Below are 14,691 nucleotides of genomic sequence, written 5' to 3'. Positions count from 1 at the left end.
AGGGGGTGGAGGGAGGGAAGGCGTGGGGGGGGTGGGTGGGGTCTGCTGTTCCGTGTTAGGTGTTGGGGGGGGGCGGGAGAGATAGAAGCCAACCCCCCCCCCCCCCCCCCCCCCCCCTCTGCCATGCGTCCCTACTTCTTCTTCGCGCCGCGCTTCTCGCGCACCCGCACGGAGATATGGATCGGCGTGCCCTCGAAGCCGAACTCCTCGCGCAGCCGGCGCTCGATGAAGCGGCGGTAGCCCGCCTCGATGAAGCCGGAGGCGAACAGCACGAACCGCGGCGGCTTGGTGCCGGCCTGGGTGCCGAACAGGATGCGCGGCTGCTTGCCGCCCCGGACCGGGTGCGGGTGCGCCGAGACCAGCTCGCCGAGGAAGGCGTTCAGGCGGCCGGTGGGAACGCGGGTCTCCCAGCCGGCCAGGGCGGTCTCGATGGCGGGGACCAGCTTCTCCATGTGCCGGCCGGTGCGCGCCGAGACGTTGACCCGGGGAGCCCAGGCGACCTGGCCGAGCTCGGTCTCGATCTCGCGCTCCAGGTAGTAGCGGCGCTCCTCGTCGAGGGTGTCCCACTTGTTGAAGGCGAGGACGACCGCGCGGCCCGCCTCGACGGCCATGGTGACGATCCGCTGGTCCTGAACCGAGATGTTCTCGGAGGCGTCGAGCAGGATGACCGCGAGCTCGGCCTTCTCGACGGCGGCCGCGGTGCGCAGCGAGGCGTAGTAGTCGGCGCCCTGCTGCAGGTGGACGCGCTTGCGGATGCCGGCGGTGTCGACGAACTTCCAGGTGACACCGCCGAGTTCGATCAGCTCGTCGACCGGGTCGCGGGTGGTGCCGGCGATCTCGTTGACGACGACGCGCTCCTCGCCCGCCACCTTGTTGAGGAGGGAGGACTTGCCGACGTTGGGTCGGCCGATGAGCGCGATCCGGCGGGGGCCGCCGACCCCGGCGGCGCCGAAGGTCTGCGCGGGCGCGTCGGGCAGCGCCTCCAGGACGGCGTCGAGCATGTCGCCGGTGCCGCGGCCGTGCAGGGCGGAGACCGGGTGCGGCTCGCCGAGGCCCAGGGACCAGAGGTAGGCCGCGTCGGCCTCGCCGCTGGGTCCGTCGACCTTGTTCGCGGCCAGCACGACCGGCTTGCCGGCCTTGCGCAGCAGCCGTACGACCGCCTCGTCGGTGTCGGTCGCGCCGACCTTGGCGTCGACGACGAAGACGACCGCGTCGGCCGCCTCGATCGCGTACTCGGCCTGCGCGGCCACGGAGGCGTCGATGCCGAGGACGTCCTGCTCCCAGCCGCCGGTGTCGACGACCTTGAAGCGGCGGCCCGCCCACTCGGCCTCGTAGGTCACGCGGTCCCGGGTGACCCCGGGCTTGTCCTCGACGACGGCCTCGCGGCGGCCGATGATGCGGTTGACCAGGGTCGACTTGCCGACGTTGGGGCGGCCCACGACGGCGAGGACGGGCAGCGGGCCGTGCCCGGCCGCCTCGATGGCGCCCTCGACGTCCTCGATGTCGAAACCCTCTTCGGCGGCGAGCTCCATGAACTCCGCGTACTCGGTGTCCCCGAGCGCCCCGTGGTCGTACTCGTGCTCAGCCGAGTCGCCGGGCTGGATGTGGTCGTTCATGAAGTCCGTACCTCGTCGTTCATCGTGGTGATCGGTGGACCGGCCGCCGCAGAAGGGGCTGGTCCACTACTCAGTCTCGCCTAGCGTCCGGTCAGACGCCTGGCGTTTTCCAGGTGGCCGGCGAGCTGCTTCTGGATGCGCTCGGTGGCCTCGTCCAGGGCCTTGCGGGTGCGCCGGCCGGTGCCGTCGCCCGCCTCGAAGGGGTCGCCGAAGACGACGTCGACGCGGGAGCGCAGCGGGGGCAGCCCCTTCACCAACCGTCCCCGCCGCTCGGAGCTTCCCAGTACGGCCACCGGGACGATCGGCGCCCCGGAGCGCACCGCGAAGTAGGCGAGGCCCGCGCGGAGCGCGGCGAAGTCGCCGTCGCCGCGGCTGCCCTCGGGGAATATGCCGAGCACTCCCCCGGCCTCCAGGACGCCGAGCGCCCGGGTGACCGCCGTGCGGTCGGTGGACTGGCGGTCCACCTTCAGCTGCCCGATCCGGGTCAGGAACGGGTCGAGCGGCCCGACGAACGCCTCCTTCTTGATGAGGAAGTGCGTCGGCCGGGGCGCCACGCCCATGACCATCGGACCGTCGATGTTGTGCGAGTGGTTCACGGCGAGGATCGCCGGGCCCTGCGCCGGCACCTTCCAGGCGCCGAGCACGCGCGGCTTCCACAGCCCGTACATCAGGCCGACCCCGATGCGGCGCCCGGTCTCGGCGCCGCGCTGCGACGGAAGGCTCACTTCCCGGCCCGCTTCTCCTCGACGAGGGTGACGACGCACTCGATGACCTGGGCCAGCGTCAGCTCGGTGGTGTCCACCTCGACCGCGTCGCCGGCCTTGGCGAGCGGCGAGGTCTTGCGGGACGAGTCGGCGGCGTCGCGCTTGACCAGGGCCTCGCGGGTGGCGTTGACGTCGGCGCCCTTCAGCTCACCGCTGCGGCGGGCCGCGCGGGCCTCCGGGGAGGCGGTGAGGAAGACCTTCAGGTCGGCGTCGGGCAGCACGGTCGTGCCGATGTCGCGGCCCTCGACGACGATGCCGTGCGCGGCGGCGCGGGCCAGCGTCCGCTGCAGCTCGCTGATCCTGGTCCGCACCTCGGGGACCGCGCTGACCGCGCTGGTCTTGGAGGTGATCTCCTCGGTGCGGATCGGGCCGGAGACGTCCACGCCGTCGACGGTGATCGTCGGCTTGACCGGGTCGGTGCCCGAGACGATGTCCGGCTTGCCGGCCACCGCGGCGATCGCGGTCGGGTCGGTGAGGTCGATGCCGTTGTTCACCATCCACCAGGTGATCGCCCGGTACTGGGCGCCGGTGTCCAGGTAGCTCAGGCCGAGCTGCTCGGCCACGGCCTTGGACGTGCTCGACTTGCCGGTGCCCGAGGGGCCGTCGATCGCGACAATCACGGGCTTTACGGCGCCGTTTTCCACGGGTGGACACCTTCCGGGTGCAGGGTGGTGGGTGGTGTGGGGGCGGCAGTGCGCCCCGCACAAGGTTACCGGCCCCCGGGACCGCCGTTTCCAGCGCTACTGCCGCAGCGCCCAGCCCCGGTCCCGCAGCGCCGACGTGAGCACGGGCACCGCCTTCGGCTCCACCCAGAGCTGGACGAGACCGGCCTGCTGACCGGTCGCGTGCTCGATCCGCACGTCCTCGATGTTGACGCCGGCCGCCCCGGCGTCCGCGAAGATCCGGGCCAGCTGTCCTGGCTGGTCGTCGATGAGCACCGCCACGACCTCGTACGTCCGCGGCGCCGAGCCGTGCTTGCCGGGTACCCGCACCTGGCCGGCGTTGCCGCGGCGCAGCACGTCCTCGATGCCGGCCCCGCCCGCGCGCCGCTTCTCCGCGTCCGAGGACTGCAGGGCGCGCAGGGCGCCGACCGTCTCGTCGAGGTCGGCGGAGACGTCGGCGAGCAGGTCGGCGACCGGGCCGGGGTTCGCGGAGAGGATGTCGATCCACATCCCGGGGTCGGAGGCGGCGATGCGGGTGACGTCCCGGATGCCCTGTCCGCACAGCCGCACGGCCGACTCGTCGGCGTGCTCCAGGCGGGCGGCGACCATGCTGGAGACCAGGTGGGGCATGTGGGAGACCAGGGCGACGGCGCGGTCGTGGGCGTCGGCGTCCATGACGACCGGCAGGGCCCGGCAGAGCGAGACCAGTTCCAGGGCGAGGTTCAGCACCTCGGTGTCGGTGTCCCGGGTCGGGGTGAGCACCCAGGGCCGGCCCTCGAAGAGGTCGGCGGTGGCCGCCAGCGGCCCGGACTTCTCCCGGCCCGACATGGGGTGCGTCCCGATGTACGACGCCAGGTCCAGGCCCTTGGCCTCCAGTTCCCGGCGCGGGCCGCCCTTGACGCTGGCCACGTCGGCGTAGCCGCGGGCCAGGCCCCTGGTCATCGCGTCCGCGAGGACGGCGGCGACGTGGGCGGGCGGGGCGGCGACGATCGCCAGGTCGACCGGGCCGTCGGGCGCCTCGTCGGTGCCGGCGCCGAGCGCGGCCGCGGTGCGGGCCTGCTCGGGGTCGTGGTCGGCGAGGTGGACGACGACGCCCCGCTGGGCGAGGGCGAGCGCGGCGGACGTACCGATGAGACCGGTCCCGATGACGAGCGCGGTCCTCACTGGGCGATGTCCTTGCGCAGGGCGGCCGCGGCGCCGAGGTAGACGTGGTTGATGTCGGCGCGGGGCCGCTCGGACTCGATGTGCGCCAGGATCCGCACGACGCGGGGCATGGCGCCCGCGATGTCCAGCTCCTGGGCGCAGATCAGGGGCACGTCGACGATGCCGAGCTTGCGCGCGGCGGCCGCGGGGAAGTCGCTGTGCAGATCGGGAGTGGCCGTGAACCAGACGCTGATCAGGTCGTCGGCGGTCAGGCCGTTCCGCTCCAGGATGGCCGTGAGCAGTGCTCCGACCTGCTCGTCCATGTGGCCGGCCTCGTCCCGCTCCAGCTGGACGGCCCCCCGGACCGCTCGTACCGCCACGGTGCTGCTCCTGTTCTGACGTCGCCCTCTTGCTCCGTCCAGCGTAGTCAGACCGCCGCCCGACCCGTGCGCCGTGCCCGCCCGCTGAGACGTCCTAGGGCCTGTCTGACAATTCCCGTCGTCGCCCGGAGGGCGGCCTCGCGGCGTCAGGTGCGTGCTCTCGGTGTGCCGGGCCCTGGCCCACGTACTGGACGTACTTGGGTCAGGGCCCGGTGCGGCGAGAGTGCGTGCATGGCGTCGCGAGGCAGGCGGGAATTGTCAGACAGGCCCTAGTCCTGCTGCGCGGCCGGAGCGGACTTCGCGAGGGTTTCCAGGAGCCCGCCGAGCGAGCCGCCGCCCTGGCCGTGGCTCATCGCGCCGATCAGCGTGGTCAGCATCCCGGCGCCCTCGCCGTCGTCGCCCAGGAGGCTGCCGAGTATGTTTTCGAGGTCATCGCCTGCCATGGCCCCAATGTCACGCGTACGACCCAATTCCGCTACTCGGGGTGAACCGCTCCTGTGCGCCTCTGCACGCCGGGCCCGCCGGTCCGCTCTCATGGCAGCCAGACCCGCCTCGGGAAGGTCCGCCATGAAACGCCCCGGTCCGTTGCTGACCCTGCTCGCGGGTCTGCTGCTCGGCCTGCTCACGCTGACGCTCGACGTTACGGCGGGGACGAGGAGTCTCTCCTCCCCGCCCCAGTCGCCACCGAAGCTCGCCGCCGTCCCTCACGCCGGGCGCACCGACGACGACTCGTCCCCTCCCGGTCCGCGACGCAGGGCCGTCAAGGGATCGGTCCTGTACCGGGCCACGGCGACCGTGCGCGGGGCGAAGGCCGACGGCGGCTGGATCGTACTCGCCGGCATCCGGCCGTGACCCGAGGGAGCCGACCATGACCGTCGACCCGAACGCCGCCGCCCAGGGCTGGCCGCCGCCCGAGCCGCACCGCCACGGCCCGCACCCCGTCCGCTTTCTCGTCCCCGTCCTGGTGGCCGGCGCGGTCGCCGTCGCCCTCGGCGTGTACGGCAGCGTCCACCACCCGACGGGGCGCGTCTTCGGCCTCGGCGCCTTCAGCAGCACGTTCGCGGGGAAGTCGTGGCTGGCCTCGATCGCGGTCCTCTTCGCACTCGTCCAGCTGGTCTCCGCGCTGATGCTCTACGGCAGGCTGCCGGGACCGCGCTGGGCCTCGGGGCTGCACCGCTGGTCGGGGCGGATCGCGTTCCTGGTCGCCGTCCCCGTGGCGGTGCACTGCCTGTACGCGTTGGGCTATCAGACGTACGAAACACGCGTTTTGTGGCACTCCATCCTGGGTTGCTTCTTCTTTGGTGTTTTCAGTGCCAAGATGCTGCTGCTCCGCTGGGAGCGACTCCCTGGCTGGCTGCTGCCGATCGTCGGTGGGCTGGTGTTCGCCGTGCTCACGCTCGTCTGGCTGACGTCCGCATTCTGGTTCTTCCGCACGTTCGGGGTGACGACATGACCGACGGCTCCACTCGACGCACCATGCTCACGACGGGTACCGCGGCGCTCGCCGCGACCTGCGTGGGCTGCGGCGGCAACAACGGCAACGGCTCCTCCAGCTCGTCCGGGACGCCGACCCCGTCCGGGACGCCCGCCTCCCCCGCGTCACCCACCGCCGGGTCGTCCGCCTCCGGGTCGGCGAGCGCGGCCTCCGGGAAGGCGCTGGCGCAGACGAGTGACATCCCCGAGGGCGGCGGCACGATCTTCAAGGACCAGAAGATCGTGGTGACCCAGCCGACGAAGGGCGACTTCAAGGCCTTCTCGGCGATCTGCACCCACATGGGCTGCACCGTGGACAAGGTGGCGGACGGCACCATCGACTGCCCCTGCCACGGCAGCAAGTACCACATCGCCGACGGCTCGGTCGCCCACGGCCCGGCGACCAGGGCGCTGCCGGCCGAGTCGATCACGGTGAGCGGAAATTCGATCACCCTGGGCTGACTCGGCCACGTACGCTCCCCGGCATGCAGCCCGAGGACCTGGTACGCGACCACACGATCTACGCCTGTGTCATGGGGTCGCGGGCCTTCGGTCTGGCCACCGAGGACAGCGACACCGATCGCCGCGGGGTGTTCCTCGCCCCCACTCCCCTGTTCTGGGGCTTCGAGAAGCCGCCCACGCACGTCGAGGGGCCGGGCGAGGAGCGGTTCTCCTGGGAGCTGGAGCGGTTCTGCGAGCTGGCGCTGCGCGGCAACCCGAACATCCTGGAGTGCCTGCACTCGCCCCTGGTCGAACACGTCGACGACACGGGCCGCGAACTGCTCGCCCTGCGCGGCGCCTTCCTCTCCCGGCGCGCCTACGACACCTTCACCCGGTACGCCCTCGGTCAGCGCCGGAAGCTCGACGCGGACGTCCGGACGCACGGCGCCCCGCGCTGGAAGCACGCGATGCACCTGCTGCGGCTGCTGACGAGCGCCCGCGACCTGCTGCGCACCGGCGAGCTGACGATCGACGTCGGTGACCGGCGCGCGGAGTTCCTGGCGGTGAAGCGGGGTGAGGTCTCCTGGGCGGAGATCGAGTCCCGGATGGCCCGGCTGGCCGCGGAGACCGAGCGGGCCCTGCACTCCAGCCCGCTCCCGGCGGAACCGGACCACGCGCGCGTGGCCCGCTTCCTGTTCCGGGCGCGCCGGGACTCAGCCCTCCAGACGCACGCGGACCACCAGGTCGTGCAGGGCGTCGTGCGCACGGGGCACGTCGGGCAGCGCTGAGCCGTCCTGCGCCTCGTCGAGCAGGACGTGCAGCCGCTCCACGTCGGCCTCCACGCGCGCGTGGTCCACAGCGGCCTTGCCGTGCTCCTGCTCGGCCTTGGCGGCGATCAGCTCGGGCAGGTGGGCGGAGGCCTCCGGCACCTCCCCGAGGAGCGTGGGCAGATGGGCCTGCACCTCGCCGCTGCGCATCAGATGGATGCCGGTGAGCAGCACCCGGAACGTGTAGAGCAGCGGTTTGAGTTCGCCGGTCTTCTCGAACAGCCGCCACTGGGTGACCGCGAACCCGCGGTAGTGGTGGGCGTGGTGGCCGGTGAGCACGCCCGGGGCGAGAGCGGCCAGCTCGCGGTGCGTGTCGCCGGTGTGCACGACGAGCGGTGACAGGAGCTGTTCCAGCACATAGCCGTTGCGGCGCAGCATCAGCCGGGCGAACTTGCGCAGGTCGTGGGTGACGAGGTCCATCTCCACGCCGTAGCGCACCCAGGTCTTCGAGCGGGTCTCCTCCGGCTCGCGCAGCCCGACCAGGTCGGCGGCGGGCAGCAGGTGGACGCCTCGCAGGTCCAGGTCGGAGTCCCGGGACGGGAAGCCGTACAGGTGCGCGCCGGAGACGGTCGCGAACAGCAGGGGGTCGGGCTGCTCGGCGACGACGGGCGCCAGGTCGAGGTCCGGGTCAAGGTCGTCGATCATGTCCTCAAGCGTCCCAGAGCGCACCCAGGGTCAGCAGGTCGCCCCCGTACTCGATCCGGTCGGCCCACTCCGTCGGCCAGGCGTCCGCGCCCAGCGAGGCGCCCGCGAAGGCGCCGGTGAGGCAGGCGATCGAGTCCGAGTCGCCGGAGGAACAGGCGGCCCGGCGCAGCGCGAGCAGCGGCTCGCCGGGGAAGAGCAGGAAGCAGAGCAGCCCGGTGGCCAGCGCCTCCTCGGCGATCCAGCCGGCGCCGGTGGCCAGGCACGGGTCGTCCTCAGGCGAGGCGGTCCGCACGGCCTCCTGGAGCCGGTCGAGTACCTCCAGACACTCGTCCCAGCCGCGCGCCATGAACGACTCCGGCGTCGCGTCCTGGCTGCGCGTCCACAGGTCGCCGAGCCAGGTGTGGTGGTAGCGGGCGCGGTTCTCGCGGGCGTACGACCGCAACTGCCCGACGAGCCCGTCCGGTTCGGCCCCCTGCGCGAGCAGGTGCACGGCACGCGCGGTGAGGTCGGAGGCGGCCAGGGCGGTGGGATGGCCGTGGGTGAGCCCGGCCTGCAACTGGGCGGCCCCGGCGCGCTGTTCGTCGCTCAGCCCCGGCGCGAGCCCGACGGGGGCGACCCGCATGTTGGCACCGCAGCCCTTCGAGTCGATCTGGCTGGCGTCCTGCCAGGCGCGCCCCTCGTCCTTCAGGAGGTTGCAGGCGCGCAGACAGGTCCGGCCGGGCGCCCGGTTGTTCTCGGGCGACTGGTACCAGTTCACGAACTCCTCGCGCAGCGGCCGCTCCAGCCGCTTGGGGGCGAGCACTCCCCGGTCCATGGCGGTGCGTATCGCGTGTGCCACGGCGAGGGTCATCTGCGTGTCGTCGGAGACGATGGCCCGCTTCGGCAGCTGCATCTCCCGCCACGGCCCGGACTTGGCGAGGATCGAGGGCACGTCGTTGAACTCAGTGGGGAAGCCGAGCGCGTCCCCGAGGGCGAGGCCGATCAGGGAGCCGGTGGCGGCGCGCTTGTCGCCGATGTTCGTGGTCATGCGGGGCGTCCTTCCCGGGACGGGCGGAGCAGGGGCGGGTGCAACGCGGTGGCGGTGCCCGCGCGGTAGAGGGCGGCGGGTTTGCCGCGGCCGCCGGTCAGCCGGGCGGCGCCGGGGACGGGTTCGACGAAGCCGGGGGTGGCGAGCACCTTGCGGCGGAAGTTGGGGCGGTCCAGCGGGACGCCCCACACGGTCTCGTAGACGTGCTGCAGCTCGCCGAGGGTGAACTCGGACGGGCAGAAGGCGGTGGCGAGGCAGCTGTACTCCAGCTTGGCGCCGACCCGTTCGTGGGCGTCGGCCAGGATCCGCTCGTGGTCGAAGGCGAGCGTCCTGCCCGGGTCGTACGGCAGCCAGCGCGCCTGGGCCGCGTCGCCGCCGCCGTGCGGCTCGGGGGCGTCGGGCAGCAGCGCGGTGAAGGCGACGGAGACGACCCGCATCCTCGGGTCGCGGTCCGGCTCGCTGTAGGTCCGCAGCTGCTCCAGGTGCAGTCCGGACACGTCCGACAGTCCGGTCTCCTCGGCGAGTTCCCGCCGGGCCGCCGTCTCGGCCGACTCCCGCGGCAGCAGGAAGCCGCCGGGCAGCGCCCACTGTCCGGCGTACGGCTCCTGCCCGCGCTCGACGAGCAGCACGTGCAGGGCGCCGGCGCGGAGGGTGAGGACGGCGAGGTCGACGGTGACGGCGAAGGGTTCGAAGGCGTACTTGTCGTAGCCCTGCATGCGCCCGTGCACCCCCCTCGATGATCGGTACGACTAATAGTCGTCACGACTATAAAGAGGGAGGGGCGACCCGCGCAAGCCCTCAGTGGCCGCTGGAGCGCCGTGCACGGACACGGCGACGGCCGGTCCCGGAGTACCGGGGACCGGCCGTCGGAGGGCCGCACACGCCCCCTCACGGGGTTGCGCGGCCCTGGAAGGGTCTAGAGGTCGACTTCCTTCATGAGCATCCCGACCTCGGTGTTGGACAGGCGGCGCAGCCAGCCCGACTTCTGGTCGCCGAGGGTGATCGGACCGAAGGCGACCCGCACCAGCTTGTCGACCGGGAACCCGGCCTCCGCCAGCATGCGCCGCACGATGTGCTTGCGGCCCTCGTGCAGGGTGACCTCGACGAGGTAGTTCTTGCCGGTCTGCTCGACCACCCGGAAGTGGTCGGCGCGCGCGTACCCGTCCTCCAGCTGGATGCCGTCCTTGAGCTTCTTGCCCAGGTCGCGCGGGATCGGGCCGACGATGTGCGCGAGGTAGGTCTTCTTCACGCCGTACTTGGGGTGGGTCAGCCGGTGGGCCAGCTCGCCGTGGTTGGTGAGCAGGATGACGCCCTCGGTCTCGGTGTCCAGGCGCCCCACGTGGAAGAGCCTGGTCTCCCGGTTGGTGACGTAGTCGCCGAGGCACTGCCGCCCGTCCGGGTCCTCCATGGTGGAGACCACACCGGCCGGCTTGTTCAGCGAGAAGAACTGGTACGACTGCGTGGCGACGGTCAGCCCGTCGACGCGGACCTCGTCCTTCTCCGGGTCGACGCGCTTGCCCTGCTCCAGGACGATCTCGCCGTTGACCTCGACCCTGGCCTGCTCGATCAGCTCCTCGCAGGCGCGCCGGGAGCCGTAGCCGGCGCGGGCGAGCACCTTCTGCAGCCGCTCACCCTCCTGCTCGGCCCCCGGGAAGGTCTTGGGGAGCTTGACGTCCTTCTTGCCCGCGTACCGCTCGCGGTTGCGCTCCTCGGCGCGGGCGTCGTACTCACGGGAGCTCGCCGGAGCCGTACGGCCGCGGCCCGTGCCCTGGCTCTGCCGGGGCCCACCCTTGGCTCCGCCGCGGGCCGAGGCGCCGCGGCCCGACTTCGGGCCGTCCTGGGTGGCGCCGGGGCCCACGTCGTAGCGCCGCTCCTCCGGGCGCGGCTTCTTCGGCCGGCCCGTGCCCTGCTTGTCGTCGCGGGCGTTCCCGGCGCCGCGGTAGTTACCGCGCCCGCCGCTGCTCCCGCCGCGGCCGCCGCTCGTGCCACCACGGCTCCCGCCGTTGTTTCCGCTGCTGTTCCTGCCGCTGCTGCTTCGCATCAAAGTTCCGTCTAGTCGTCTGCGTCGTCTGCACCCGGCGCATCGGGTGCGTCCGGATCGAACGACGGTACGCCCTCCTGGGTCTCGGCCTCGATCGCCTCCGCCTCCGGGAGGAAGGGCGCGAGCTCCGGGAGCTCGTCCAGGCCGCGCAGGCCCATCCGCTCCAGGAAGTAGTTCGTCGTCCTGTACAGGATCGCACCTGTTTCGGGTTCCGCGCCCGCCTCCTCGACCAGACCCCGCTGGAGCAGGGTGCGCATCACACCGTCGCAGTTGACCCCGCGGACGACCGAGACCCGGCTGCGGCTCACCGGCTGGCGGTACGCGACGACCGCGAGGGTCTCCAGGGCGGCCTGGGTCAGCCGGGCGGTCTGCCCCTCCAGGACCAGCCGCTCGACGGCGGGCGCGTACTCGCCGCGCGTGTAGAAGCGCCAGCCCCCCGCGACGAACCGCAGCTCGAAGCCGCGGCCCTGGGCCGTGTACTCGTCGGCCAGCGCCCGCAGCGCCTTGGTGATCGTCTGCCTCGGCCGCTCCAGGAGCTTGGACAGGTGCTCGACGGTGGCCGGCTCGTCCACGACCATCAGGACGGCCTCCAGAGCCGGCTTGAGGTCGAGTTCGGCGACGGGCCGCAGCCCCGCCGGCAACTCCGCGGTCTCCTCACTCACGCCTTCTCCTTCTCCTCCTTGGACGGCTCGGGCGGCCGGTCGAACTCGTCGGTCACCGTCGGCTGGGTCCCCGCGTCACCGCCGGTCCACCGCACGATCAGATCCCCGAGGGCGGTCTCCTGGTCGAGGGCGACGGCCTTCTCCCGGTACAGCTCCAGGAGCGCCAGGAAACGGGCCACGACGGTGAGCGTGTTGTCGGTGTCCTCGACGAGCACCCGGAAGCTGGCCTCTCCCAGCTCGCGCAGCCGCGCCACCACGATCCCCGCCTGCTCCTGCACGCTGACCAGCGGGGCGTGGATGTGGTCGACGTACACCTGCGGCTTGGGTCTGGGCTGCATCGCCTTGACCGCCAGCTTGGCGAACCCCTCGGCCCCGATGCTGATGACGACCTCGGGCAGCAGCTCGGCGAGATGCGGTTCCAGGCCGACGGTACGGGGCCAGCGGCGGGCCTCCTCGTCCAGGCGCCGGTTGAAGATGTCGGCGATCTGTTTGTACGCCCGGTACTGCAGCAGCCGCGCGAACAGCAGGTCCCGCGCCTCCAGCAGCGCCAGGTCGGCCTCGTCCTCGACCTCGGCGGCCGGCAGCAGCCGGGCGGCCTTCAGGTCGAGCAGCGTGGCGGCGACGACCAGGAACTCGGTCGTCTGGTCCAGGTCCCAGTCCGGCCCCATGGCCCGGATGTGCGCCATGAACTCGTCGGTCACCTTGGAGAGCGCGACCTCGGTGACGTCCAGCTTGTGCTTGGAGATCAGCTGGAGGAGGAGGTCGAAAGGACCCTCGAAGTTGGCGAGGCGAACCTTGAAGACGCCGTCGGGGGCTTCTGCAACGGGGGGCTCCTCTTCGGACGCGCCGCCGTTGTGGGCAGGCGTTCCGCTGGGCGATGGGGGTCCCCCCGCTCGAGCGAAGTCGGGAGCGGGGGAGGGTGGGGACAACGGCCCACCGGCCTGAACCGGACCCGCAACCTCAGCCGACGACGACCCGCCGTCCACGAACGGCACCGCTTCCGGCGCCGGAGGCGCAACCCCCGGCCCCCTCCCCAGCGCACGCCTGCGGCCGGCGCCGGGGCCGGTAGCGGGAACGTCGTTCGAGGTCATAGCCGTCGCAGGCTACCGCTTACCGTCCACTCGGCCGACTACCGACCCCGCAGCCGTCGCACGAGGATGCTCGCGTCCCCGCGGGACTCCAGGTCCGCCAGGACCACGGCGACCGCCTCGCGGACGATCCGCCCCCGGTCCACGGCCAGCCCGTGCTCGCCCCGGAGCACGAGTCGGGCGTGCTCCAGGTCCATCAGCTCCTCCGCGGAGACGTACACGGTGATCTTCTCGTCGTGCCGCTCCCGCCCGCTGGGCCGCCGGGCGGGCGCCCTGCCCCCGCGCTTGCGCGGCTGGGCCTGGGCGTCGGCGCCAGAACCTTCCTGCGGCCCCGGCCGGCGCGGCCCGGCGGCCGCCACCGTGGCCGCCGCCGTGTGGTTGCGGGACTCCCCGGCGTCGGCCGGCTCGGCCTCCGCCGCCACGTGCTCCGCGCCCTCCCCGTCGCCGCCCTGCACGGGCACCGACTGGGGCGCGTCCTCGGCGGCAGCGGCCGCCGTCTCGTCGCTCTCCCCCGCGGGAGCCGGCACCCGGGCCTCGCCGTTGACCGGGCGCCTGGGCGTGGACGGCTGCAACGCCATCCCCCCGGTCGTACGGAACAGTTCGTCGGCCCCGGGCAGACTCACTCGGCGTGACACCGGGCGAGCACCTCCCTGGCGAGCTGGCGATAGGCGGCGGCACCGACGGAGTTGGAGGCGTACGTGGTGATCGGCTCGCCGGCGACCGTGGTCTCCGGGAAGCGGACCGTGCGGCCGATGACCGTGTGGTAGACGTGGTCGTCGAACGCCTCGACCACACGGGCCAGCACCTCACGGCTGTGGACCGTGCGCGAGTCGTACATCGTGGCGAGGATGCCGTCGAGCTCCAGCTCCGGGTTGAGCCGCTCCTGGACCTTCTCGATGGTCTCGGTCAGCAGGGCGACACCGCGCAGGGCGAAGAACTCGCACTCGAGCGGCACGATCACCTTGTGAGCGGCCGTCAGCGCGTTGACCGTGAGCAGGCCGAGCGAGGGCTGACAGTCGATCACGATGTAGTCGTAGTCGGGCAGCAGCGGCTTCAGGGCGCGCTGCAGCGTGGACTCGCGGGCCACCTCGGAGACCAGCTGGACCTCGGCGGCCGACAGGTCGATGTTCGAGGGCAGCAGGTCCATGTTGGGGACCGCGGTCTTCAGGAGGACCTCGTCGGCCGCCATGCCCCGCTCCATGAGCAGGTTGTAGACGGTGAGGTCGAGCTCCATCGGGTTGACGCCGAGACCCACCGACAGCGCGCCCTGCGGGTCGAAGTCCACGAGCAGCACCCGGCGGCCGTACTCCGCGAGCGCGGCACCCAGGTTGATGGTCGACGTGGTCTTGCCGACGCCGCCCTTCTGGTTGCACATCGCGATGATCGTCGCGGGGCCGTGACTGGTCACCGGGCCCGGGATCGGGAAGTACGGGAGCGGGCGCCCGGTCGGGCCGACGCGCTCGCGGCGCTGGCGGGCCGCGTCGGGCGCGAGCGTGGCCGCGTACTCCGGATCGGGCTCGTACTCGGCGTCGGGGTCGTAGAAGTGCCCGTCGGGCAGTTCGTCGTAGTCGGCGAATTGGTTGTGGGGCGCGCCACTTCCGTCGCCGGCCATGGCGTTCACGTGATGGCCATCCATGCTCTGGTGTGCTGTCCGCGTGGTCAGCGGAGTCCGGGCTGCTGCGAAGGTACGCACCGCGACGGAGCCGACAGCCTCGAACCCCGCGGGACCCTGGTCCCGTACCGGCATTCCTGGTTGACCACCCCCGGGAGAAAATGTCGACTCATTCACAAGTCGTCTTACCTCCTTGGTGACCAGGAAACTTCTAGACAGGTCAGCGTGGCACTATGCCGACGGTTGGCGACTCTATGGCGTGTCGGGCGTTCGCAGCAACACAATCCGCCGGACCCGGCAGGATGTGTCG

18 protein-coding genes are annotated in these 14,691 nt (G+C 72.2%); 4 read left to right on the top strand and 14 right to left on the bottom strand.

The annotated features are described in order from the left end of the window. Positions 1-131: 131 nt before the first annotated feature. The 6 genes from der to ACZ63F_RS33465 form a co-directional block, all read right to left on the bottom strand. Positions 132-1,616, bottom strand: a complete 1,485-nt coding sequence (gene der, locus ACZ63F_RS33490) for a ribosome biogenesis GTPase Der (protein ID WP_469716882.1) — start codon at positions 1,614-1,616, stop codon at positions 132-134. A gap of 80 nt (positions 1,617-1,696) precedes the next feature. Continuing rightward, positions 1,697-2,380, bottom strand: a complete 684-nt coding sequence (locus ACZ63F_RS33485) for a lysophospholipid acyltransferase family protein (RefSeq protein ID WP_391389222.1) — start codon at positions 2,378-2,380, stop codon at positions 1,697-1,699. Continuing rightward, positions 2,338-3,024, bottom strand: coding sequence for a (d)CMP kinase (gene cmk, locus ACZ63F_RS33480; RefSeq protein ID WP_469716879.1), 687 nt, complete (start codon positions 3,022-3,024; stop codon positions 2,338-2,340). The genes ACZ63F_RS33485 and cmk overlap by 43 nt, the downstream gene beginning before the upstream one ends. 96 nt (positions 3,025-3,120) lie before the next feature. Next, entirely contained in the window at positions 3,121-4,206 is a 1,086-nt protein-coding gene (locus tag ACZ63F_RS33475; protein ID WP_469716877.1) for a prephenate dehydrogenase, read from the bottom strand. Beyond that, on the bottom strand, positions 4,203-4,565 hold the full coding sequence (gene aroH, locus ACZ63F_RS33470; protein ID WP_469716875.1) for a chorismate mutase: 363 nt from the start codon (positions 4,563-4,565) through the stop codon (positions 4,203-4,205). The genes ACZ63F_RS33475 and aroH overlap by 4 nt, the downstream gene beginning before the upstream one ends. Positions 4,566-4,834: 269 nt before the next feature. After that, positions 4,835-5,008, bottom strand: a complete 174-nt coding sequence (locus ACZ63F_RS33465; RefSeq protein ID WP_352363597.1) for a hypothetical protein — start codon at positions 5,006-5,008, stop codon at positions 4,835-4,837. 124 nt (positions 5,009-5,132) lie between these two features. On the opposite strand from ACZ63F_RS33465, the gene ACZ63F_RS33460 reads away from it, so the two are divergent. The 4 genes from ACZ63F_RS33460 to ACZ63F_RS33445 are packed head-to-tail and all read left to right on the top strand — an operon-like array spanning position 5,133 to position 7,267. Further along, positions 5,133-5,417: a hypothetical protein gene (locus tag ACZ63F_RS33460; RefSeq protein WP_469716873.1), complete on the top strand. Its 285-nt coding sequence runs from the start codon at positions 5,133-5,135 to the stop codon at positions 5,415-5,417. 16 nt (positions 5,418-5,433) lie between these two features. Next, positions 5,434-6,018: a DUF6529 family protein gene (locus ACZ63F_RS33455; RefSeq protein ID WP_469716871.1), complete on the top strand. Its 585-nt coding sequence runs from the start codon at positions 5,434-5,436 to the stop codon at positions 6,016-6,018. Then, positions 6,015-6,500, top strand: a complete 486-nt coding sequence (locus ACZ63F_RS33450) for a Rieske (2Fe-2S) protein (RefSeq protein ID WP_469716869.1) — start codon at positions 6,015-6,017, stop codon at positions 6,498-6,500. Before ACZ63F_RS33455 ends, ACZ63F_RS33450 begins: the two co-directional genes overlap by 4 nt. Before the next feature lie 23 nt (positions 6,501-6,523). Then, positions 6,524-7,267: a nucleotidyltransferase domain-containing protein gene (locus ACZ63F_RS33445; protein ID WP_469716868.1), complete on the top strand. Its 744-nt coding sequence runs from the start codon at positions 6,524-6,526 to the stop codon at positions 7,265-7,267. On the opposite strand, the gene ACZ63F_RS33440 is transcribed toward ACZ63F_RS33445, so the two are convergent. The 8 genes from ACZ63F_RS33440 to ACZ63F_RS33405 all read right to left on the bottom strand — a co-directional run bounded on the left by ACZ63F_RS33440 (position 7,193) and on the right by ACZ63F_RS33405 (position 14,516). Next, positions 7,193-7,951, bottom strand: coding sequence for a nucleotidyltransferase domain-containing protein (locus tag ACZ63F_RS33440; RefSeq protein WP_469716866.1), 759 nt, complete (start codon positions 7,949-7,951; stop codon positions 7,193-7,195). The genes ACZ63F_RS33445 and ACZ63F_RS33440 overlap by 75 nt on opposite strands. A 4-nt stretch (positions 7,952-7,955) precedes the next feature. Further along, positions 7,956-8,978: an ADP-ribosylglycohydrolase family protein gene (locus tag ACZ63F_RS33435; RefSeq protein WP_469716863.1), complete on the bottom strand. Its 1,023-nt coding sequence runs from the start codon at positions 8,976-8,978 to the stop codon at positions 7,956-7,958. Then, on the bottom strand, positions 8,975-9,694 hold the full coding sequence (locus ACZ63F_RS33430) for an NUDIX hydrolase (RefSeq protein ID WP_469716861.1): 720 nt from the start codon (positions 9,692-9,694) through the stop codon (positions 8,975-8,977). The genes ACZ63F_RS33435 and ACZ63F_RS33430 overlap by 4 nt, the downstream gene beginning before the upstream one ends. A 200-nt stretch (positions 9,695-9,894) precedes the next feature. Continuing rightward, positions 9,895-11,019, bottom strand: a complete 1,125-nt coding sequence (locus tag ACZ63F_RS33425) for a pseudouridine synthase (RefSeq protein ID WP_352363609.1) — start codon at positions 11,017-11,019, stop codon at positions 9,895-9,897. Positions 11,020-11,030: 11 nt separating this feature from the next. Further along, positions 11,031-11,681 (bottom strand): SMC-Scp complex subunit ScpB, encoded by a 651-nt coding sequence (gene scpB, locus ACZ63F_RS33420; RefSeq protein ID WP_352363611.1) that lies wholly within the window; start codon positions 11,679-11,681, stop codon positions 11,031-11,033. Beyond that, complete coding sequence (locus ACZ63F_RS33415) at positions 11,678-12,772, bottom strand: segregation and condensation protein A (RefSeq protein WP_469716858.1); 1,095 nt, start codon at positions 12,770-12,772, stop codon at positions 11,678-11,680. The genes scpB and ACZ63F_RS33415 overlap by 4 nt, the downstream gene beginning before the upstream one ends. A gap of 38 nt (positions 12,773-12,810) precedes the next feature. Then, entirely contained in the window at positions 12,811-13,404 is a 594-nt protein-coding gene (locus ACZ63F_RS33410; RefSeq protein ID WP_469716856.1) for a hypothetical protein, read from the bottom strand. Then, positions 13,389-14,516: a ParA family protein gene (locus ACZ63F_RS33405; RefSeq protein WP_351962411.1), complete on the bottom strand. Its 1,128-nt coding sequence runs from the start codon at positions 14,514-14,516 to the stop codon at positions 13,389-13,391. The genes ACZ63F_RS33410 and ACZ63F_RS33405 overlap by 16 nt, the downstream gene beginning before the upstream one ends. Positions 14,517-14,691: the final 175 nt, after the last annotated feature.

The sequence above is a fragment of the Streptomyces sp. NPDC104761 genome (genome assembly GCF_055583445.1).
The sequence above is the reverse complement of the archived record's forward strand: the minus strand, read 5'-3'. Positions and strand labels throughout refer to the sequence as shown.